The following is a 20,680-nucleotide window of genomic DNA, read 5'->3' as shown; positions in this document are numbered from 1 at the left end:
GCGGGGTTCAGGCGGGTTGGTGCGCCGGGACCTTGGGCTTGCGGGTGGCCATGTGGAGGGCGACACACCAGCCGATGACCGAGGCACCGAAGACGAGGTTGACGACGAGGACCAGCCAGCGGTTCTCGGCGCCTCGGTTGAAGGCGATGAGCGACGGCAGCAGGTAGACCGCGGTGACGAGCACCGTGAGCACGACGGCGCCCAGGACGCCTATGTCACTGAACATCAATTACTCCCCGAGGGGCGCTGGCAGGTCGGGCACCAGAAGAGATTGCGGGCGGCGAGGTCGGCGGTGCGGATCTCGCCGCCACAGATGTGGCAGGGCAGGTTCGCCCTGCGGTAGACGTACACCTCGCCGCCGTGGTCGTCGACGCGCGGCGGGCGGCCCATCGCCTCGGGGGTGTGCTCGGGCCTGACGGTGTCGATGCGGCCCCGGCGCACGCCCTCGCGCATCAGATCCACGAGGTCCGCCCAGATCGCGGTCCACTGCGCCTCGGTGAGGTCCTTGCCCTGGGTGTACGGGTCGATGCCGTGCCGGAAGAGGACTTCCGCGCGGTAGACGTTGCCGACGCCCGCGATGACCTTCTGGTCCATGAGGAGGGCGGCGACGGTGGTGCGGCTGCGGGCGATGCGGCGATAGGCCCTCTCCGGGTCGTCCGCGCCCCTGAGCGGGTCGGGGCCGAGCCGGTCGTGTATCGCCTGCTTCTCCTCGTGCGTGATGAGGGCGCAGGTGGTGGGGCCGCGGAGGTCGGAGTAGTACGTGTCGTTCGCGAGGCGCAGGCGGACGGTGTCCGTGGGGGGCGGGGCGGGGGCCTGACCCAGGGTGTACTTGCCGAAGAGGCCGAGGTGGACATGGACCCAGTCGGCTTCGCCGAAGCCGAGGAAGAGGTGCTTGCCGTGGGCCTCGGTGGCCTCCATCACCTGGCCGGTGACGAGGGCCGCGCTGTCGCTGAACTTGCCCTGGGGGCTGGTCGCCGTGACCTGACGGCCCTGGAACCGGTCCTGGTGGTCGGCGGCGAGCCGGTGAATGGTGTGCCCCTCCGGCACGGGTCCCTCCGGGGGTTGGTGCGGGCAAATCGCCTTGGCGGCTCGTCCTCGGACGCCGGACGGGCTGAGAGATCTCCAGCACCGCCCGGCGAAGAGCCGACTACTGCTGCGGGTGCCCGGCGGGGATCGGGGGCAGCTCCCCCGTCTCCTCGTAAGCCGACAGCATCTCGATGCGGCGCGTGTGACGCTCCTCACCCGAGTACGGCGTACCCAGGAAGATCTCGACGAACTTCGTCGCCTCTTCCTGCGTGTGCATGCGGCCGCCGATCGAGATCACGTTGGCGTTGTTGTGCTCACGGCCGAGCGCGGCCGTCTGCTCGCTCCAGGCCAGGGCCGCCCGCACGCCCTTCACCTTGTTCGCGGCGATCTGCTCGCCGTTGCCGGAGCCGCCGATGACGATGCCGAGGGCGTCGGGGTCCGCGGCCGTCCTCTCCGCGGCGCGGAGGCAGAACGGCGGGTAATCGTCCTGGGCGTCATAGATGTGGGGCCCGCAGTCGACGGGCTCGTGGCCGTGGCTCTTGAGCCATTCGACCAAGTGGTTCTTGAGTTCGTAGCCGGCATGATCCGAGCCGAGGTACACGCGCATGCGTCCGAGTGTGGCACGTCCGGGGGCGGGTAGCCGCGACGGGGCAGGCTCTCGATCTTGCCGATCGGGACCTTGGTCCAGGCCTTTGGTCGGAATACAACGATCCGGATTCAGGACTTCCGTCCCGTTCACCCCTGAGTTTGAATGCGGGGGCTCGTGACCCGAGAACTTAAGGATTCGTCCATGACCTCGCAACCCTCCCTTGCGAAGGCAGACAGCACCCCCGCATCTCCTGGGGATCCGCAGTCTGGCGACAGTGGTGACACCGGCGACGGCCTGAAAGCGGGTCTCAAGAACCGCCACCTCTCCATGATCGCCATCGGTGGTGTGATCGGCGCCGGACTCTTCGTCGGCTCCAGCTCCGGCATCGCCGCGGCCGGGCCCGCGATCCTCGTCTCGTACGCCCTCGTCGGCGCGATGGTCGTCCTCGTGATGCGGATGCTGGGCGAGATGGCCGCCGCGCGGCCGACCTCCGGCTCCTTCTCCACCTACGCCGACCAGGCGCTCGGCCGCTGGGCCGGGTTCTCCATCGGCTGGCTGTACTGGTTCTTCTGGGTCGTCGTCCTCGCGGTGGAGGCCACCGCGGGCGCGGTGATCCTCAACGGCTGGATACCCGCGGTCCCGCAGTGGGGCTGGGCGCTCATCGTGATGGTGGTGCTCACCGCGACCAACCTCGTATCGGTGGGCTCGTACGGCGAGTTCGAGTTCTGGTTCGCCGGGATCAAGGTCGTCGCGATCGGCGCGTTCGTCGCCATCGGCCTGCTCGCCGTCTTCGGCGTGCTGCCCGGCTCCGACAACCCCGGCGCCGGATTCGCGCACCTCACCGACGCGGGCGGCTTCCTGCCCAAGGGCGCGGGCGCCATCCTCACCGGCGTACTGATGGTCGTCTTCTCCTTCATGGGCAGCGAGATCGTCACGCTGGCCGCGGGCGAGTCCGAGGACCCGCAGCGCGCGGTCACCAAGGCGACGAACAGCGTCATCTGGCGCATCGGTGTCTTCTACCTGGGCTCGATCTTCGTCGTCATCACGCTGCTTCCGTGGAACGACAAGTCGATCACCGAGAAGGGCAGTTACGTCGCCGCGCTCGACTCGATCGGCATTCCGCACGCCGGTCAGGTCATGAACGTCATCGTGCTCACCGCGGTCCTGTCCTGCCTCAACTCCGGTCTGTACACCGCATCCCGCATGGCGTTCTCGCTCGGCCAGCGCGGTGACGCGCCCAAGGCCTTCGCGCGGACCAACAAGCGGGGCGTGCCGCAGGCCGCGATCCTCGGCTCCGTCGTCTTCGGCTTCCTCGCCGTCTGGTTCAACTACCAGTGGAAGGACACCGTCTTCGACTTCCTGCTCAACTCCTCGGGCGCGGTGGCCCTGTTCGTGTGGCTGATCATCTGCTTCACTCAGCTGCGCATGCGCGGGATCATCCTGCGCGAGGAGCCGGAGAAGCTGGTCGTGAAGATGTGGCTCTTCCCGTACCTGACGTGGGTCACGATCGCGATGATCTCGTTCGTGCTCGTCTACATGCTCATCGACGAGGCCGGGCGCAAGCAGATCCTGCTCTCGCTCCTCGCGGCGGCGTTCGTGGTCGTCTTCTCGCTCGTGCGGGAGAAGATCCGCCCCCGCGACGTGACGTCCGGCTGACCGATCTCCCTGCGAAGCCCCCGCGGTCGGACCGCGGGGGCTTCGTCGTGTCCGCATGACGTCCGCGTGATGTCCGCGTGACACCCGCCGGGAAAACTTGACGGCGGGTGTCAGGTTATTGCGGGATGCTCCTCTCCGTCAGACAGAAGTACGCAGCTCAGCAGGCGTACGTGACTCAACGGAGGCTCGCCGTGGACTTCATCGACCAGCGACTCGTGTTCCGGCCCGACGACGCCGGGTACGACGAGGAACTCGCCGGATTCCAGACGGGCTTCGCGGTGCGGCCCGCCGTCGTGTTCGCCGCCGAGAGCGCCGAGGACGTCGTCGCCGCCGTGTCGTACGCCGCACAGCAGGGGCTGCCCATCGGCGTCCACGCCACCGGGCACGGCCTGCCGGGCGCCTCGGAGGGCGGTGTCCTCGTCAGCACGCGACGCCTCGACTCCGTCACCGTCGACCCCGAGGCCCGCACCGTCACCGTCGGCGCGGGCGTCCGCTGGGGCCAGGTCGTCGAGGCCGCGGCGCCGCACGGGCTCGCTCCCCTCAACGGCTCGTCGCCGAGCGTCGGCGCCGTCTCGTACACGCTCGGCGGCGGACTCGGCCTCCTCGCCCGGGAGTTCGGCTACGCGGCCGACCACGTGCGCTCCGTCGACGTCGTCACCGCGGACGGCACCCTGCGCCACGTCACGGCCGACGGCGACCCCGAGCTCTTCTGGGGCCTGCTCGGCGGCGGCGCCAACCTCGGCGTGGTCACGGAGCTGGAGATCGGCCTGGTGCCGGTGGCCAGGGTGTTCGGCGGGGCCATCGCGTTCGACGGCCGCGAGGTCGACACGAGCGCCCTGCTGCGCGGCTACGAGGCGTGGACGCGGACCGTGCCCGACGAGGTGACCTCGTCGGTCTTGGCCCTGGTGTACCCGGACATCCCCCAGCTCCCGCCGCATCTGCGGGGCCGGTACCTCGTCTCGGTCCACGTCGCGTTCACGGGCTCGGCGGCGGAGGGCGAGCGGCTCGTGGCGCCGCTGCGGGAGCTCGGGCCCGCGCTGACGGACACGCTGCGGGAGATGCCGTACACCGAGAGCGCCTCCATCCACAGCGACCCCGACTTCCCGCACGCCTATTACGCGGACAACGCGGTCCTGAGCGACCTCGACGTCGAGGCGGCCGGTGAACTCCTCGCGCTGACCGGGCCGCAGGCCTCCTCGATGCACGTGGTGAAGATCCACCACCTGGGCGGGGCGCTCGCGCGGCCCGCGCACAACGCCGTGTCCCACCGCGAGGCGGGCTGGGCGGCCATGATCCTGTCGTCCCTGGACGGCACGGACGTCGCGACGCTGCGGAAGGTGCACGCGGAGGCGTTCGGGAAGGTGGCGCCGCAGACCGTGGGACGGTTCCTCAACTTCGTGTTCGGCGGCGGCGACAGGACCGAGGGGATCTACGCCCCGGACACGCGAAAGAGGCTCGCCGAGCTGAAGGCCACGTACGACCCGGCGAACCTCTTCAGGCGGAACTACGACGTCAGTTGAGTACGGGTCTTCGGACCGCTCAGCCGAGTACGGGACTTGGGACCGCTCAGCGGTCGAGGAACTTCCACGCCGTGGGCAGCGCGCCCATCGCGAGGGCGGCCTTGAGGGCGTCGCCGATCAGGAAGGGCGTGAGCCCGGCGGCGACGGCCTGGGTCAGCGACATGCCGGTGGCGGCGGCCAGGTACGGGACGCCGACCGCGTAGATGATCGCGGAGCCGAGGACCATCGTGCCCGCGGTGCGCCACACGGAGCGGTCGCCGCCGCGGCGGGCGAGGGCGCCCACCACCGTGGCGGCGAGCAGCATGCCGAGGACGTAGCCGAGGGACGGCGCGGCGACACCGGAACCGGCCTCCGCGAACCACGGCATGCCGGCCATGCCGACAAGGGCGTACAGCGCCAGCGAGAGGAAGCCGCGGCGGGCGCCGAGCGAGGTGCCGACGAGCAGCGCGGCGAAGGTCTGCCCGGTCACCGGCACCGGGGAGCCCGGCACGGGCACCGCGATCTGAGCGGCGATCCCGGTGAGCGCGGCGCCGCCCAGCACGAGGGCCGCGTCCTTGGCACGGGACGCGGGCAGCAGGTCGGCGAGGACCTGGCCGGGGCGGGTGGTGGCGGCGGCGATGCTCATCGGGACTCCGCGGGGACGTGGGCAGGTTGGGACGCGTCGACGCTATCCCAGGCGGGGGCGGGGCCACACGGTGTCCGGCCGACAACCCCGGGGCAGGGCCTTGGTGGGCTCCGCACAAAGGGGGTCGTGTACACCTCGGGGGGCGTGATGCTCGTCACGGAGGTCGGCGGGTGGGTGGCTCGTTTTGCGCGGAGAGCTGCCGCCCGGGGAGACTGTAGGTTCCCGCCAAAGTCTTTTGAGCCCCGAGAGCAGCGCTGAGCACCATGCACGATCCCCAGGCCACGGCCGCGCCCCTCGGGGACGGGCCCCGGGCCACCGCCGCGCCCCTCGGGGACGGGAACGAACCGCTCGCCGGCGGCCTGAAGCAGCGCCACCTCACCATGCTCGGGCTCGGCGGGGTCATCGGGGCCGGGCTCTTCGTGGGATCGGGCGCCGGGATCTCCGTCGCGGGGCCCGGCATCGTCGTCTCGTACCTGATCGCGGGCGCGCTCGCGATGTGCGTGATGCGGATGCTCGGCGAGATGTCCGCCGCGATGCCCGCGTCCGGCTCCTTCTCCGTGCACGCCGAGCGCGCGCTCGGCCGCTGGGCCGGGTTCAGCGTCGGCTGGCTCTACTGGTTCCTCCTTGTGGTCGTGCTCGCCGTGGAGGCGACGGGCGCCGCGCAGATCGCCAACGCCTGGGCGCCCGCCGTGCCGCAGTGGGCCTGGGTGCTGATCTTCATGCTGGTCTTCACCGGGGCCAACCTCGCCGCCGTGAAGAACTTCGGCGAGTTCGAGTTCTGGTTCGCGGCCCTGAAGGTCTTCGCGATCGTCGCCTTCCTGATCCTCGGCCTGCTCGCGATCTTCGGCGTGCTGCCCGACACCGACCCCGTGGGCCTCACCAACCTCACCGGGCAGGGCGGCTTCCTGCCGAACGGCTGGGAGGGCGTCGTCTCGGGCGTGCTCGCCGTCGTGTTCGCGTTCGGCGGCCTGGAGGTCGTCACGATCGCGGCCGCCGAGTCCGACGACCCGGTGCGCTCGGTCGCCCGCGCGGTGCGCAGCGCCGTCTACCGGATCCTCTTCTTCTACGTCGGCTCGATGCTGGTCATCGTGACGGTGCTGCCCTGGACGGCACAGAAGGCCGGCGTCAGCCCGTACGTCGCCGTGCTCGACTCGATCGGGGTGCCGTCCGCCGGGACGATCATGAACATCGTGGTGTTCGTGGCGCTGCTCTCGGCGCTGAACGCCAACCTCTACGGCTCCTCCCGCATGGTCTTCTCGCTGGCCGAGCGCGGCGAGGCCCCCAAGGCCCTCCTGAAGGTGTCGGGCGGCGGGGTGCCGCGCCGGGCGGTGCTCGCCTCCGTCGCCTTCGGCTTCGTCTCGGTGCTGCTCAATCTGAAGTGGCCGGACTCGGTCTTCCTCTACATGCTCAACTCCGTGGGCGCGGTCCTCCTCTTCGTCTGGGCGCTGATCGCGGTCTCGCAGCTGCGGCTGCGCCGGCGCATCGAGCGCGAGGCCCCGGAGCGCCTGGTGCTGCGGATGTGGGCGTTCCCGTATCTGACATGGGCGGCGCTGGTCGCCATGGCCGCCGTGCTCGTCCTGATGCTGGGCGACGACGGGGCGCGGCCGCAGCTGCTGTGGTCGGCGGGGGCGACGGGTCTCGTCCTTGCGGTCGCGGGGCTGCGGGAGTGGCGCGAGAGGTGCGAGAGGCGCAAGGGGCACGAGGGGCACGAGGGGCACGAGGGGCACGAGAGGCACGAGGGGCGCGTGTAAACAGCAGATGAACTTGTTGTGTGCATTTCTTCACAACGTGTGAGCGTCGTGTCCGTATAGCGGTCAGCTGTTCCCTGTCAGCGGTACCGGACCTCAGACTGTGGGCCGCTCGCTCCCCCGTCTCAGCTACTGAACAGGGCACGCCCATGTCTCGGACGTCCACCCCCCAGGACACAGCACCCGACGCAGCACCCAAGGCCGACTCCCCGCTGGCGCACGGCCTCAAGCAGCGGCACCTCTCCATGATCGCCCTCGGCGGTGTGATCGGCGCGGGCCTCTTCGTGGGCTCCGGGGCGGGCATCGCCGCGGCCGGCCCCTCGATCGTCCTCGCCTATGCGATATCCGGCGCGCTCGTCATGCTCGTGATGCGCATGCTGGGCGAGATGTCGGCCGCGAACCCGGCATCGGGCTCCTTCTCCGTCCACGCCGAGCGGGCCATCGGCCCCTGGGCGGGCTTCACCGCGGGCTGGGGCTTCTGGTTCCTGCTCTGCGTCGCCGTCGGCCTCGAAGGCATCGGCGCCGCCAAGATCATGGTGGGCTGGTTCCCCGACAGCCCGGAGTGGGCGTGGGTCGCCCTCTTCATGCTGGTGTTCTGCGGCGCCAACCTGACGGCCGTGAAGAACTTCGGCGAGTTCGAGTTCTGGTTCGCCGCCCTCAAGGTCGGCGCCATCACGCTCTTCCTCGGCATCGGCGTCCTCGCGATCCTCGGCATCCTGCCCGGCTCGGACATCTCGGCCCCCGGCCTGGAGAACCTCACCGGCGAGGGCGGGTTCATGCCGAACGGCACGAACGGCCTGATCATCGGCCTCCTCGCGTCCGTCTTCGCGTACGGCGGTCTGGAGACCGTCACGATCGCCGCCGCCGAGTCCGAGAACCCGGTCAAGAGCGTCGCCAAGGCCGTGCGCACGGCGATGTGGCGCATCGCCCTCTTCTACGTCGGCTCGATGCTCGTCGTCGTCACGCTGCTGCCGTGGGACAACAAGGAAGTCGCCACCAAGGGTCCGTACGTCGCCACCCTCGACCACCTGGGCATCCCCGGCGCCGGCGAGATCATGAACGTCATCGTCCTGATCGCCCTGCTCTCCGCGATGAACGCCAACATCTACGGCGCCTCGCGCATGTCGTACTCCCTCATCGAGCGCGGCCAGGGCCCCAAGGCGCTCGGCAAGGTCTCGGGGGGCGTGCCGCGCTACGCGGTCCTCGCCTCCTCCGTCTTCGGTTTCGTCTGCGTACTGCTCAGCTACTGGCGCCCGGACGACGTCTTCCCCTGGCTGCTCAACATGATCGGCGCGATGATCCTGGTCGTCTGGATCTTCATCGCGGCCTCGCAGCTGATCCTGCGCCGCCGCACGGAGCGCGAGGCTCCGGAGAAGCTGGTCGTGAAGATGTGGCTCTTCCCGTTCCTGACGTGGGTGGCGCTTGCCGCGATGGCGTACGTCTTCTACTTGATGACGGACCAGCCGGACACGCGCAAGCAGCTCCTCGCCACAGGGGCGTTGACGCTGGCGCTGGCCGTGATCGGGGTCGTGCGGCAGAAGATGGCGGAGAAGAGGGGGACTGCGGTCGACACCGCCGACACCGCCGGTTCCGCCGACGCCTAGGCCTCGCCTCGAACCACGCGAAGAGCCCCGGACCGGAAGGTCCGGGGCTCTTCGCGTGTCCGGATATTCCCTTGTGGACCTAGGACGAAGGGCTGATCAACTTCGCGGGTCTCCTGCTGCTAGCCTGCAGTTGCGCATGAATTGCAATAAGCAGCAGTCGGAGGGCTCGGATCATGGCCATTTACACGCTTCCTGAACTTCCGTACGACTACGCGGCGCTCGAACCTGTCATCAACCCGCAGATCATCGAGCTGCACCACGACAAGCACCACGCGGCGTACGTGAAGGGCGCGAACGACACTCTTGAACAGCTGGAGGAGGCGCGCGACAAGGAGACGTGGGGCGCCATCAACGGCCTGGAGAAGAACCTCGCGTTCCACCTCTCCGGCCACATCCTCCACAGCATTTACTGGCACAACATGAACAGCCCGAAGGACGGTGGCGGCGGCGAGCCGCTGGCCGCGGACGGCGTGGGCGACCTCGCCGACGCGATCACCGAGTCCTTCGGTTCCTTCGCCAAGTTCAAGGCGCAGCTGACCAAGGCCTCGGCGACGACGCAGGGTTCGGGCTGGGGCGTCCTCGCCTACGAGCCGCTCAGCGGCCGCCTCATCGTCGAGCAGGTCTACGACCACCAGGGCAACGTCGGCCAGGGCTCGACGCCGATCCTGGTCTTCGACGCCTGGGAGCACGCCTTCTACCTGCAGTACAAGAACCAGAAGGTCGACTTCATCGAGGCCATGTGGCAGGTCGTCAACTGGCAGGACGTGGCCAAGCGTTACGCGGCCGCGAAGGAGCGGGTCAACAGCCTGCTGCTGGCCCCGTGAGCCAGGGCTGTCGTCCGCTCCCCCGGTGACAGCCCGTGTACGCCCTGCCTCGTGATCGTCTTCTCAACCTTCGCTGAGGCAGGCGGATGAAGGAAAGGCCCCCGTGAGGACGTGACTCACGGGGGCCTTTCGGTATGCCCGGTTCCGGTGGACCGTGTGGGCCATGTCTGATCCCTCAAAGCGCTGCCTCAACTGCCAAGACAGCTTCCAGAACTTCCAGAGGCCCCAGGGAGACGCACTGGAATTCGTCGTCGCCAGGGTGGGAGTCGCGGACTCGGGCAAGTACTGGCGATGCGGCCGCTCGGGCTGCCGCCGTGTGCAGAACTACTTCAACTACCAGGACGGATTCGACCTCCCGCCACTGCTCTGAGTGCCTAGTCGAAGATCGGGCCCTGCGTCCTCGTGCGCTTGATCTCGTAGAAGCCCGGGATCGACGCCACCAGGAGCGTGCCGTCCCAGAGCTTGGCCGCGTCCTCGCCCTTGGGGGCCGGGGTGACGACCGGGCCGAAGAAGGCGATCTGCTCACCGTCGGCGCCGGGGACGGCGATGACGGGCGTGCCGACTTCCTGGCCGACCTTGTCGATGCCCTCCTTGTGCGAGGCGCGCAGCTCGGCGTCGTAGGCGTCCGAGTCCATGTAGTCCGCGAGGTCCGTCGGCAGGCCCACGTCCTCCAGGGCGCCGACGACGGCCTCACGGGTGGGGCCCTCGCCTCGGTTGTGGAAGCGGGTGCCGAGCGCGGTGTAGAGCTTGCCGACGACCTCGTCGCCGTGCTTCTGCTGCGCGGCGACGGCGACGCGGACCGGGCCCCAGGCCTTGGTCTCCAGCATCTCGCGGTACTCCGCGGGGACCTGGTCGAGCTTGTCCTCGTTCAGGACCGCGAGGCTCATCACGTGCCAGCGGACCTCGATGTCACGCAGCTTCTCGACCTCGAGGACCCAACGGGAGGTCATCCAGGCCCAGGGGCACAGCGGGTCGAACCAGAAGTCGACGGGGGTCTTGCTGCCGTTCTCGGACATGTCTCTCCCTAGGGAATCCGTTCACATCTGGCCGGGAAAACGTCCGTGGCACACCGGGGCATTCCCGGATGTCGGCCGCCGACGGCACATGCGAGGATCGTAGACATTCGTACGAGTCATGCGAGTCACAAGGGAGTGCCGCCCGTGCCCGGTGAGAATCTGTCCCGCGACGAGGCCCACGAGAGGGCCGCGCTGCTGTCCGTCGATGGGTACGAGGTCTTCCTCGACCTCCGCTCGGCGGTGGGCGAGAGCGGTCAGGAGCCGCGCACGTTCCGCTCGGTGACCACGATCCGCTTCCGCAGCGCCGAGCCGGGCGCCGCGAGCTTCGCGGACCTGGTCGCGCCGAGCGTCACGGCCCTCTCGCTGAACGGCAAGGACCTGGACCCCTCCGAAGTCTTCGACGGCGCCCGGATCACGCTGGAGGATCTGGCCGAGGAGAACGAACTGGTGGTGGACGCCCAGTGCGCCTACAGCCGCACCGGTGAGGGCATGCACCGCTTCGTCGACCCGGAGGACGGCGAGGTCTATCTCTACACGCAGTACGAACCCGCGGACTCCCGCCGCGTCTTCGCGGGCTTCGAGCAGCCCGACCTGAAGGCGCCCTACCGCTTCGAGGTGCAGGCGCCCGAGGGCTGGACCGTGTGGTCGAACGGCGTCGGGGAACTGACCGACGGCATCTGGAAGTTCGCCGAGACGAAGCCGATCTCGACGTACATCACCGCGGTCGTGGCCGGCCCGTACCACTACGTGACGGACTCCTACGAGCGCGTCCTGGAGGACGGCACCCGCCTGGAGATCCCCCTCGGCGCGATGTGCCGCAAGGGCCTCGCCCCGCACTTCGACGCGGACGACATCTTCCTGGTCACCAAGCAGGGCCTGGACTTCTTCCACGACAACTTCGACTACCCCTACCCCTTCGGGAAGTACGACCAGGCGTTCGTGCCGGAGTACAACCTGGGCGCGATGGAGAACCCGGGCATGGTGACCTTCCGGGAGGAGTACGTCTTCCGCGGCAAGGTGACCACCGCGTCGTACGAGCGCCGGGCCAACGTGATCCTGCACGAGATGGCGCACATGTGGTTCGGCGACCTCGTCACCATGCGCTGGTGGGACGACCTGTGGCTCAAGGAGTCGTTCGCCGACTTCATGGGCTCCTTCTCGATGGTCGAGGCAACCCGCTTCACCAACGGCTGGATCACCTTCGCCAACAGCCGCAAGGCGTGGGCCTACCGCGCCGACCAGCTGCCCTCCACGCACCCGGTCACGGCCGACATCCGCGACCTGGAGGACGCCAAGCTCAACTTCGACGGGATCACGTACGCGAAGGGCGCGAGCGTCCTGAAGCAACTCGTCGCGTACGTCGGTCGTGACGCGTTCCTCGAGGGCGCCCGGCGCTACTTCAAGCGGCACGCGTACGGCAACACGGTCCTCGGCGACCTGCTCTCGGTCCTCGAGGAGACCTCCGGGCGCGACATGACCTCGTGGTCGCGGTCCTGGCTGCAGACGGCGGGCGTCAACTCCCTGACCCCGCAGGTCGTCCTGAACGCGGAGGGCCGGATCACCGAGCTCTCCGTGGTGCAGGAGGCCGCCGAGTCGCACCCCGAACTGCGCCCGCACCGCGTGGCGGTGGGCCTGTACCGCAGGGCGGCCGGCGGCGCCCTGGAGCGGTACGCCCGCGCGGAGGCCGACGTCGACGGGCCGCGCACGGTGGTGGCCGACCTGGCCGGCGAGGAGGCTCCCGAGCTGGTCCTGGTCAACGACGACGACCTGACGTACTGCAAGATCCGCTTCGACGAGAACTCGCTGGCGACCCTGCGGGAGCACCTCGGCGACATCACCGACCCGCTGGCTCGCGCGCTGTGCTGGTCGGCGCTGTGGAGCCTCACGCGGGACGGTCTGATGCCCGCCCGTGACTTCATCGGTCTGGTGCTGCGCTTCGCCGGGCGCGAGAGCGACATCGGCGTGCTGCAGATGCTGCACATGTGGGCGAACACCGCCCTCACGAGCTACGCCGCCCCCGCCTGGCGCGAGGAGGGCGGCCGCGCGCTCGCCGAGGGTGCGCTGCGGGAGCTGCGGATCGCGGAGCCGGGCAGCCAGCACCAGCTGACGTGGGCGCGGTTCTTCGCGACGGTGGCCTCTTCGGCGGCCGATCTCCAGCTGCTGCAGGGCCTGTTGGACGGCACGGCCAAGATCGACGGCCTGGACGTCGACCAGGAGCTGCGCTGGGCGTTCCTGAGCCCGCTGGCCGCGCACGGCGCCGCCGACGAGGAGGTCGTCGCGGCCGAACTGGCCAGGGACGACACGGCTTCCGGCAAGCGGCACCAGGTGCGGTGCCTGGCCGCGCGGCCCTCCGCCGCGGTCAAGGCGCAGGCCTGGGCCTCCGTGGTGGAGTCGGACGCGCTCTCCAACGCGCTGGTCGAGGCGACGATCGCCGGGTTCGCGCAGCCCTCGCAGCGGGAGCTCGCCGCGCCCTACGTCACCAAGTACTTCGACGCCATCGAGCGGGTGTGGGCCGACCGGTCCATCCAGATCGGCATGGATGTGGTGAGGGGCCTCTTCCCGCATCTGCAGGGGGACGAGGCGACGCTGGCGGCCGCGGACGCGTGGCTCACGGCGCACGCCGAGTCGGCGCCCGCTCTGCGCCGACTGGTCCTTGAGGCCCGTGACGACCTCGCGCGCTCGCTGCGGGCCCAGGCCTGTGACGGCGGCGCCGCGGCCTAGAGCTGTTCGATTCGGCGGGCGTCCCGTGGTGCCTGGCGGCACCGCGGGGCGCCCGCTTTCGCCTTTCCGTCCGCACGGAAAGGCGAGCGAGCAGGAACTCTCTTCATCGACCGTCGAACGTCCGTGCTTTAGGGCGAGCTTGTCCGGATTTGTCGACGAGCGTGTAACAGCGGTTAGCGGGGTGATCGGCCGAGGGAACGACCGGGTCATGAACCACAACACCCCGCTCTCCCCGCTCCCCCTGACCCACCTCGCCGACGCCCAGCTCCGCGTCATGAGCACCGCCCAGCTCCGCGAGCACGGCATCTCCTCCGCCGACGCCGGCGCCCACTGCCGCTCCGGCGGCCCCTGGCAGCAGCTCCTGCCGGGCGTGTGCCTGCTGCACCCCGGCCCGCCGACCAGCGAGGAGCGGCTGCACGGCGCGCTGCTCTACGCCGGCCGCCCGCCCGCCAAGAGGGCACACGGCATCCCCGGCCAGCCCGGCGCGGGCGAGCCGCACGCCCCGTACGCGGACGCGATGATCACGGGCCTCGCGGCGCTCGCCCTGCACCGCTTCTCCTCCGCTCCCCCGCTGCTCTCCCTGGACCGCATCGACGTCCTGGTGCCCCGCACCCGCCGCCTGCGGTCCGTCGGGTTCGCGCGGCTCGTGCGCAGCCACACGATGCCGACTCCCCAGCAGATCACGGGAGTTCCGGTGGCCCCCGTGCCCCGCGCCCTCGCCGACGCGGTCGCGCAGCTCGCCGAGGCGGGCGCCGTGCGGCGGCTGCTCACCGAGGCGGTGCGCGGCGGCCACTGCGAACCGGCCGCCATCGTCCGGGAGTTGAACCACGCCCGGCTGCTCAACCGCCCGCACGTCGTGGACGCCGTCGACTCGCTGCTCGCCGAGGGGCGCGCCATCGCCGAGGACCGGCTGTACCGCATGGTCGCCGAGCACGGGCTGCCCGATCCGCTGTGGAACGTCGACCTGCGGCTGCCGGGCGGGCCGCACCTCGGCGGCGTCGACGCCTACTGGCCCGACCAGGCCGTCGCCGTGGAGCTGGACACGCGGGCGCCTCGTCAGGACGAGGACGCGATGTGGTCCGAGTACGCCCGTAAGCGCGAGACCTTGGAGCGGCTCGGGATCACCGTCGTCCACATCACCCCGAAGAAGCTTCGGGATGCGTTGGAGCAGCAGGCGGCGGTCGTGCGGACCGCGCTGATGGCCTCCGGCGACCGGGAGCCCGCTGCGTATGTGGTGGTTCTGCCGAGATGACGGGGGCGTAGCGCTCTGCTCGGCAGGAGGGGAGTGTAGGGGCGGAACCCGACAGGGGGTTCCGCCCCTACACATATGTGTGCGGGCCGCATATGGCTGAGCGCGCAGCTCCCCGCGCCCCTTACGGGGCGCAGAACTCCGCGTCGAAGACCGCGGGTACCGACTCGGATGGGCCGTTGAAGTTCACGGCCAGGGCATGGGTGCCGTCCGCCGTCGAGGCCGCGCCCGATGACGAGCCGTGGATGCCGCCGCCGTGGCCCCAGGCCACCGTGGAGCAGGAGGTGGCGAAGGGTTCGAGGCCGAGGCCGTACCGCCGGCCGGGCTGGTCGTCGCCCTTCGGGACGGTGGTCATCATCTCGGCGAGCTGCTTCTTCGGCAGGAGCCTGCCGCGCAGCAGCGCCGTGTAGAAGCGGTTCAGGTCCGCCGAATTCGAGATCATCTCGCCCGCCGCGCCCGCCACGGACGGGTTGAGCTCCGTCACGTCGTGGTTCTTGGCGTCAGGAGCGTCCGAAAGCTTGGTGTACGCCCGCGAACTCGGCTTCGGCATGGCCGGGTCGGTGCCCGGGACGGACGTGGCGCGCAGGCCGAGCGGTTTGATGACGCGCTGCCTGATCTGCCGCGCGTACGGCGTGCCCGTGGCCTTCTCGATGATCATTCCGGCGAGTACGTAGTTGGTGTTGGAGTACTTCCATGCGGTGCCGGGCGCGAAGTCCGGCTTGTGGCGCATGGCGACGGCGACCAGCTGTTCGGAGGTCCAGGTGTCGTAGCGGTGTTTGAGGAAGTCCTCCGTGAACACCATCTGCCGGAAGTCCCCGTCCGACGTCACATCGAAGATTCCGCTGGTGTGGTTGAGGAGTTGGCGCAAGGTGATCCGGTCGCCGTCGTGGCCGTTCCCCTCGACGACGCCCGGCAGCCACTTCCCGACCGTGTCGTCCAGGTCCAGTCTGCCCTCGGCCTCCAGCTGGAGGAGGACGGTCGCGACGAAGGTCTTGGTGATGCTGCCGACGCGGTACCGGTCGTGCTCTCCGCGCGGGGTGCCCCGGTCCAGGTCGCCGATGCCCGCGGCGGCGTTCCAGGGGCCGTGCCGGTCCGTCGCCTGCGCGGTCACGCCGGGGGCGTCCTCGTTCACGGCGGCCTCCATCGCGCGCAGTGTCGCGCGGTGCCGGTCCCCGTCTCCGGGCGTCGCCGCGAGCGCGGGGGCCGCGAAGGCCCCGGCGGCCACCGTCGTCGCGACCGCCGTCGCCGCCCGCCTCCATCGTGTGCGTACCGCCATGTCCCGCCCCTTCCGTTCACAGCCCTGTCGGCCGTTGTCGGCCGTTGTCGGCCGGAGGGACCCGCGGACTCGGCGCCGGGGTTGAGCGGCATCGCACGGTTGAGCCCTCTTCAGCCTTTCCGCAGGATCAGTTCCGTGTTCCGGTCCCCCGCCTCGCCGCCCAACGCGGGCTTCGCGCCAGGGGCGTTGAAGGACAGCTCGCGGTAGAGCGCGGCGAGGCCGGTCTGGGAGAGGTCCGCGAAATCGGTGCGGTGCGGGGCGGCGGACTCGATGAGCGTGGTGAAGAGCGAGATCGTGCCGTCGTGGTTGTCGGTGAGCTCCACCACCCGTGCCAGCTGCGGGAAGTCGATGTGCGAGGCGGTGGACACCTCCCAGAAGGAGCCGTGCGGGGTGCGGTGCGGGGTGATGGCGTTCTTGTGGCTGTGGCCGTTGACCCAGGCGACGACCGAGCGGTGGCGGCCCAGCAGTGAGACGATCTCGTCGCCGCCGTGCCGGGCCTCGACGGGCCGGGCCGGGTCGTGCCGCAGGTTCCGCATGGTCCTGCTGGTGTGATGGCTGAGGACGACGACGTACGAAGGGCCGCCGGAGTGCCGCTCGTTCGCCCGCAACTCACGCTCCAGCCGGCGCAGTTGCGACGTACCGAGGGAGCCTTCGTAGTGGCCGCCCGGGTCGGTGGTGTCCAGGCTGATGCCGAGCACGTCGTCGCTGATGCGGAAGGAGTAGTACTGCGTGGCGGAGGCGAGGTTCTCCTGGGTGTAGCCGTGACCGACGGGGCCGGGGCCCGCGTGCGCCGGGTCCAGGTGCGCCTGGACGTACTCGGCGGGGGTGAAGGGCGCCCGTGACGCGTCCGGCGTGATGGACCGCATGCGCCGCACCTCGCTCTTGAGGAGTTCCTTGAAGTGTGCGCCCTTGGGGTCGCGACCCTTCTTCACGGCCTTCCACAGGGCGGCGCCGCGCGTCTCGTCCAGGGACATCAACTTTCTTCCCCCGACGGCGAATTCGGTGAAGTACGAGTCCTTGGGCGCCCAGCAGCCGCCGGGCAGCGCGTCGTGGTTGCCGACCGTGGAGTACCAGGGCAGGCCGAGGCCGGGGCTGTTGACCTCGCGTATCGCGGCGTCGAGGAAGCCGTGCAGACGCGGGAAGCCGAGCTGCTTGTCGGCGTCGCGCAGGGCGTCGTCCGGGTGCCAGAACAGCTTCAGGCCGCTGGACTGCACGCCTTCGTAGCGGCGCGGGTCGCCGGTGTTGGGGGTGATGCGGCCGCCGTTCATCACCTTCAGGAACCAGTCCAGTTCGGCGCGGGAGTTGTTGTCGGTGTTGTCGCCGGTCGTCACGACGCAGTGCAGGGGCGCGCCGGTGGCGGGCGCGCCGCGCAAGGCGTTGACCCGCTCGACCAGGGAGACGGCGCCGACCACCGAGAGGGACTCGTGCGGCCGCCAGGCGCTCGCGGTCTGCGCGCGCAAGTACTCGTAGCGCAGGGGGTGTTGTACGTCGACCAGGTGCAGGTCCGTGAACTGCACGAACGCGGCGAGCGGGGTGCGCCGCCCCTCGCGGCCCGCCTTGGCCGCCGCGAGGTCGCCGCGCACGACGCGTCGCCAGGCGGGCCCGTCGCCGAGCCGCCGGTATCCGGAGGTGCCGCGCGCGGCGGCGACGGTGAGCAGGGTGGTGCCGCTCTTGTAGGGCGCGAGCGGCGCGGCGGGCGCGGGCCGGGAGCGCGGGACGACGGCGTGCCCCGCGGACGCGGCGTTGCCGGAGCCCGCGCCGGGGCCGAGCGCGTAGCCGATCCCGGCGGAGAGGGTGACCGCCCCGGTGGCGGCCAGGAACGCGCGGCGGTCGAGGGAAGCGGTGGCCGTGGTCGCCGTCCGGGCGGCGGCCGTGGCGGTTGCGGTGGCGACGATGCGTATGCGCGACATGGCGCGGTCTCCCCGGGTGCGAACGCGTCGGCAGTGGTCACGGGGGGCTCGGGCCTGGCTGCGGCCTGCGAACTCCCCGCTCGTACTGGATCGTTGGCAGCGGGGATGACCTGCGCGTGAACGAGACCGCAACGGGCAGCGCCGATCACCGTACGTGGATCATCAGGCACCCTGCGCGGTCACGCACCCCTCTCCGGGCGGAGAGGAAGCGGTCACTCCACGTTCACCTTTCGGGGAAGGGAAGGCGGAGTGCGGGGTCAGCGGGCGGGGCCCGGGGCGCGGCTGTGTCCGTCGGCCGGGCGGTTGCGCCACAGCTCCAGGCCGATGTCGACGAGACCCACGCGGTCGAGGTCGGGCACGGACTCCAGGGGGTGCCAGGCCGCGAGGTCCGTGGAGCCCTCGGTCTCGTGGCGCAGCTCGCCGCCGGTGATCCGCCCCTCGTACACGATCCGCAGGCCGTGGAAGTCGGCGACGGCGCCGAGCCTGCGCGGGTAGCGGCGGCGCAGGCTGTCGACGCCGAGCAGCGCGATCGGCTCGACGACGTAGCCGGTCTCCTCGTCGGCCTCGCGGATCACGGTGTCGTACGGATCCTCGCCGTGGTCCATCCCGCCGCCGGGCAGCGTCCAGCGCTTGCTGCCGTCACCGGCCACCCAGCGGGCCAGCAACACCTGCCCGTCGCGTACGCATACGGCGTAGGCCGCCACCCTCAGCTCTTTGTGCACAGGGTGACGCTAGCCCCCGGGGCGCGGATTGGCAGGGGAGAACTCCGGGTCGGACCAACGCCACGGGCTCGCGGACGGGGTCTCGATCGCCTCCGCCACGCTGAAGCGGAGCGTGCGGGTGCCGTCCTTCGCGTACGTCGTGCGGGCCGTGCCCGTGAGCTGGAGGGTCGTGCCCGTCGTCCAGTCGAGGAAGAGGAGGCCCGCGCGCGGGTCGGCGGCGAGGTTGCCGAGGGTCAGGAACATGGAGTTGCCGGGGAAGTCGTCCCATTCCAGTGCGTACGGGGACAGGACGCGCACAAAGCCGGGGTTGCCGCCGCGGTGGCTGGCGTCCGCCCCGTGCGCGTGGACCGTGGCGACGAAGAACGTGTCGGCGGCGGCGACGAACGCCCGCTGGCCCTCGGTGAGCCGTGCGCCGCGCCGGGGCCCACCGGGGACCTCCGGCCGCCGCCCCTCGTACAGCTCCCGCTTCTGCAGGTACTTCGGGCAGTTGGAGAAGACCTGGTCGGCCTCGATCGCCAGGCCCCGCGGCGTGGGCCGTGACCTGCCGTTCAGACGCATGCGGCGCCGGGTGCGCGGGTCGAGCGCGAGGGTGCCGACGGGGGTGCCCTCGCGGGCGAGGGCGGCGGCGAGGGGGTCGGTCGCGGGCGAGGCGCCCGCGACCGAGATCTGCCGGGGCCCCGTGGCCCGTACGAAGCCGGGGTCGCCGGTCAGCAGTGAGGCGTGGACGGCTCCCGTCGCGTCGGCGGCGCCCAGCACCAGCATGGGCTGGATCTCCAGGAAGGCCGCGGCCACGGGACGCAGGCCCTGAGCCATGGAGCGGCCTACGTGGTCAGCGAGGTCTCTTACACCGAGCTTGTCCTGCACGGAGCGGGAGCCTTGGTGGTAGGGGGTCTGGACTGCGTCCGGGGCCATCGTGGACTCCAGTGGGGTGTGTGTCGGCTGCGGGTGCGTTGTGGCTTGTCGCGCAGTTCCCCGCGCCCCTTGCGGGGCGCCCACCGCGAAGGGCGGCTAGAAGAAGCCGCATGTCGGGGCCGACTCGACCGGGGCCGTCGCCCCCTCCGCGCCGGACGGGCTGTAGATCTCCAGGCGCGTGCCGTCCGGGTCGTGGAAGAAGATGCCGCCGGACGCGGCGCCCTCGCCGTGCGGGACGACGCCCTCGTACGCGAACTCCACTCCGTACGCCCGCAGCGCGCGCTCGTACTCCTGGACCCGCTCGATCGTGTCGACCTCGATCGCGAGGTGGTGCAGGCCCGCGTTCCCCGCGGAGTACGCGGCGTCGGCCTGCTCCCAGAGGGTGAGCACCGGGCGGGACCCCTCCCCGAGGAAGGCGAAGCGGCGGCTCTCCTCCTTGCCCTCGCCGATGACGCCGTATCCGAGCACGTCGCGGTAGAAGGCGAGCGAGCGCTCCAGGTCGGTGACGTTCAGGCCTATGTGGCCGGTGCGCGGAGCGGTGGACGTGGTCATGGCTCTCCCCTGGGTCTGATGGCCGGCTTCGCGCCGACTAACCGTTGAAAGCGAGATTAAGGGTTAGCCGTCTCGGTCGTCAACCAGTCACGTACCCTTGACCGGTTAGCACCGAAGGGAGCCCCATGTCCGCCGCCGAGACCCCGCACGACCCCCGCCCCCTCACCGGCGAGCCGCTCTCCCTCGATCTGCTCAACACCCGCTGGATGCACGACGGCGTACGCCAGGACCTGCTGACCGGCACCGAAGGGCTCGCGGTCTGGCTCGCGACCAACGGGCTCGACGGGCGCTTCGCCGCGGACGGGCCGACCCTGGAGCACGTCCTGCGCGCCCGCGACGCGCTCGCCTCCGTCGTGGACAGCCCCGGCGACCCGGCCGGGATCGCCCGCGTCGACAAGGTCCTCGGGCACGGCCGCATCCGCGCGACGCTGACCGCCGAAGGCCCCGGCGAGAAGCCCGAGTTCAAGGACGCGTCCTGGGGCGCGGCCTGGCTCGCGGCGCGCGACTACCTGAACCTCCTGGCCGCCGCGCCCGACCGGATCCGCGGCTGCGCCCACGAGGCGTGCGTCCTGCACTTCTTCGACACCTCACGGAACGGCACGCGCCGCTGGTGCTCCATGGCGGCCTGCGGGAACCGCGCGAAGGCGTCGCGGCACTACGCGCGCTCGCGCGAGACGTGACGGGGCCGGGAACAGTTCCCGGCGCAAGTCCCCCTATGCACCGCCTTGTC

The 20,680-nt window shown here is 70.7% G+C and carries 19 protein-coding genes; 9 read left to right on the top strand and 10 right to left on the bottom strand.

Annotation, left to right across the window (positions count from 1 at the left end; all coding sequences use genetic code 11):
- Window positions 1-7: 7 nt before the first annotated feature.
- The 3 genes from AB0B50_RS33420 to AB0B50_RS33410 all read right to left on the bottom strand — a co-directional run bounded on the left by AB0B50_RS33420 (window position 8) and on the right by AB0B50_RS33410 (window position 1,633).
- Complete coding sequence (locus AB0B50_RS33420; protein ID WP_362339570.1) at window positions 8-226, bottom strand: superinfection immunity protein; 219 nt, start codon at window positions 224-226, stop codon at window positions 8-10.
- Entirely contained in the window at window positions 226-1,047 is an 822-nt protein-coding gene (locus tag AB0B50_RS33415) for a DNA-formamidopyrimidine glycosylase family protein (protein WP_362339569.1), read from the bottom strand. Before AB0B50_RS33415 ends, AB0B50_RS33420 begins: the two co-directional genes overlap by 1 nt.
- Before the next feature lie 100 nt (window positions 1,048-1,147).
- A complete protein-coding gene (locus tag AB0B50_RS33410) occupies window positions 1,148-1,633 on the bottom strand; it encodes a ribose-5-phosphate isomerase (RefSeq protein WP_362339568.1) in 486 nt (161 codons plus the stop codon).
- 183 nt (window positions 1,634-1,816) lie between these two features.
- Between AB0B50_RS33410 and AB0B50_RS33405 the strand changes: the two genes are divergently transcribed.
- Both AB0B50_RS33405 and AB0B50_RS33400 read left to right on the top strand, forming a co-directional pair.
- Entirely contained in the window at window positions 1,817-3,271 is a 1,455-nt protein-coding gene (locus tag AB0B50_RS33405) for an amino acid permease (RefSeq protein ID WP_362339567.1), read from the top strand.
- A 170-nt stretch (window positions 3,272-3,441) separates the two neighbouring features.
- Complete coding sequence (locus AB0B50_RS33400) at window positions 3,442-4,791, top strand: FAD-binding oxidoreductase (protein WP_362339566.1); 1,350 nt, start codon at window positions 3,442-3,444, stop codon at window positions 4,789-4,791.
- 46 nt (window positions 4,792-4,837) lie between these two features.
- Here AB0B50_RS33400 and AB0B50_RS33395 read toward each other — a convergent pair whose 3' ends face one another.
- On the bottom strand, window positions 4,838-5,416 hold the full coding sequence (locus AB0B50_RS33395) for a biotin transporter BioY (protein WP_362339565.1): 579 nt from the start codon (window positions 5,414-5,416) through the stop codon (window positions 4,838-4,840).
- A gap of 263 nt (window positions 5,417-5,679) precedes the next feature.
- On the opposite strand from AB0B50_RS33395, the gene AB0B50_RS33390 reads away from it, so the two are divergent.
- The 4 genes from AB0B50_RS33390 to AB0B50_RS33375 all read left to right on the top strand — a co-directional run bounded on the left by AB0B50_RS33390 (window position 5,680) and on the right by AB0B50_RS33375 (window position 9,962).
- Complete coding sequence (locus AB0B50_RS33390) at window positions 5,680-7,167, top strand: amino acid permease (protein WP_362339564.1); 1,488 nt, start codon at window positions 5,680-5,682, stop codon at window positions 7,165-7,167.
- Between the two features lie 146 nt (window positions 7,168-7,313).
- A complete protein-coding gene (locus AB0B50_RS33385; protein WP_362339563.1) occupies window positions 7,314-8,768 on the top strand; it encodes an amino acid permease in 1,455 nt (484 codons plus the stop codon).
- Window positions 8,769-8,941: 173 nt separating this feature from the next.
- Complete coding sequence (locus AB0B50_RS33380) at window positions 8,942-9,592, top strand: superoxide dismutase (RefSeq protein WP_362339562.1); 651 nt, start codon at window positions 8,942-8,944, stop codon at window positions 9,590-9,592.
- A 163-nt stretch (window positions 9,593-9,755) separates the two neighbouring features.
- Window positions 9,756-9,962, top strand: coding sequence for a hypothetical protein (locus tag AB0B50_RS33375; protein WP_362339561.1), 207 nt, complete (start codon window positions 9,756-9,758; stop codon window positions 9,960-9,962).
- A gap of 4 nt (window positions 9,963-9,966) precedes the next feature.
- Here AB0B50_RS33375 and AB0B50_RS33370 read toward each other — a convergent pair whose 3' ends face one another.
- Window positions 9,967-10,608: a DsbA family protein gene (locus tag AB0B50_RS33370; RefSeq protein ID WP_362339560.1), complete on the bottom strand. Its 642-nt coding sequence runs from the start codon at window positions 10,606-10,608 to the stop codon at window positions 9,967-9,969.
- A 144-nt stretch (window positions 10,609-10,752) separates the two neighbouring features.
- Between AB0B50_RS33370 and pepN the strand changes: the two genes are divergently transcribed.
- Window positions 10,753-13,329, top strand: coding sequence for an aminopeptidase N (pepN, locus tag AB0B50_RS33365; RefSeq protein WP_362339559.1), 2,577 nt, complete (start codon window positions 10,753-10,755; stop codon window positions 13,327-13,329).
- A 208-nt stretch (window positions 13,330-13,537) separates the two neighbouring features.
- The gene (locus tag AB0B50_RS33360; protein WP_362339558.1) at window positions 13,538-14,581 is read left to right on the top strand and encodes a hypothetical protein; all 1,044 of its coding nucleotides are present in this window, start codon (window positions 13,538-13,540) and stop codon (window positions 14,579-14,581) included.
- Between the two features lie 121 nt (window positions 14,582-14,702).
- Here the strand turns inward: AB0B50_RS33360 and AB0B50_RS33355 are convergent, their stop codons facing one another.
- The 5 genes from AB0B50_RS33355 to AB0B50_RS33335 all read right to left on the bottom strand — a co-directional run bounded on the left by AB0B50_RS33355 (window position 14,703) and on the right by AB0B50_RS33335 (window position 19,950).
- Window positions 14,703-15,854: a serine hydrolase domain-containing protein gene (locus tag AB0B50_RS33355; RefSeq protein WP_362339557.1), complete on the bottom strand. Its 1,152-nt coding sequence runs from the start codon at window positions 15,852-15,854 to the stop codon at window positions 14,703-14,705.
- Window positions 15,855-15,964: 110 nt separating this feature from the next.
- On the bottom strand, window positions 15,965-17,764 hold the full coding sequence (locus AB0B50_RS33350) for a TIGR03767 family metallophosphoesterase (protein ID WP_362339556.1): 1,800 nt from the start codon (window positions 17,762-17,764) through the stop codon (window positions 15,965-15,967).
- A 257-nt stretch (window positions 17,765-18,021) separates the two neighbouring features.
- A complete protein-coding gene (locus AB0B50_RS33345) occupies window positions 18,022-18,486 on the bottom strand; it encodes an NUDIX hydrolase (RefSeq protein WP_362339555.1) in 465 nt (154 codons plus the stop codon).
- A gap of 9 nt (window positions 18,487-18,495) precedes the next feature.
- A complete protein-coding gene (locus tag AB0B50_RS33340) occupies window positions 18,496-19,398 on the bottom strand; it encodes a pyridoxamine 5'-phosphate oxidase family protein (RefSeq protein WP_362339554.1) in 903 nt (300 codons plus the stop codon).
- A gap of 96 nt (window positions 19,399-19,494) precedes the next feature.
- Window positions 19,495-19,950: a VOC family protein gene (locus tag AB0B50_RS33335; RefSeq protein WP_362339553.1), complete on the bottom strand. Its 456-nt coding sequence runs from the start codon at window positions 19,948-19,950 to the stop codon at window positions 19,495-19,497.
- 125 nt (window positions 19,951-20,075) lie between these two features.
- Here AB0B50_RS33335 and AB0B50_RS33330 point away from each other — a divergent pair, with 125 nt between their 5' ends.
- Window positions 20,076-20,630, top strand: coding sequence for a CGNR zinc finger domain-containing protein (locus AB0B50_RS33330; RefSeq protein WP_362339552.1), 555 nt, complete (start codon window positions 20,076-20,078; stop codon window positions 20,628-20,630).
- Window positions 20,631-20,680: the final 50 nt, after the last annotated feature.

Origin of the sequence: Streptomyces sp. NPDC041068 (assembly GCF_040647455.1) — a bacterium.
In the GTDB taxonomy this organism is placed as follows: domain Bacteria; phylum Actinomycetota; class Actinomycetes; order Streptomycetales; family Streptomycetaceae; genus Streptomyces.
This window is presented reverse-complemented; position numbering and strand designations above follow the sequence as displayed.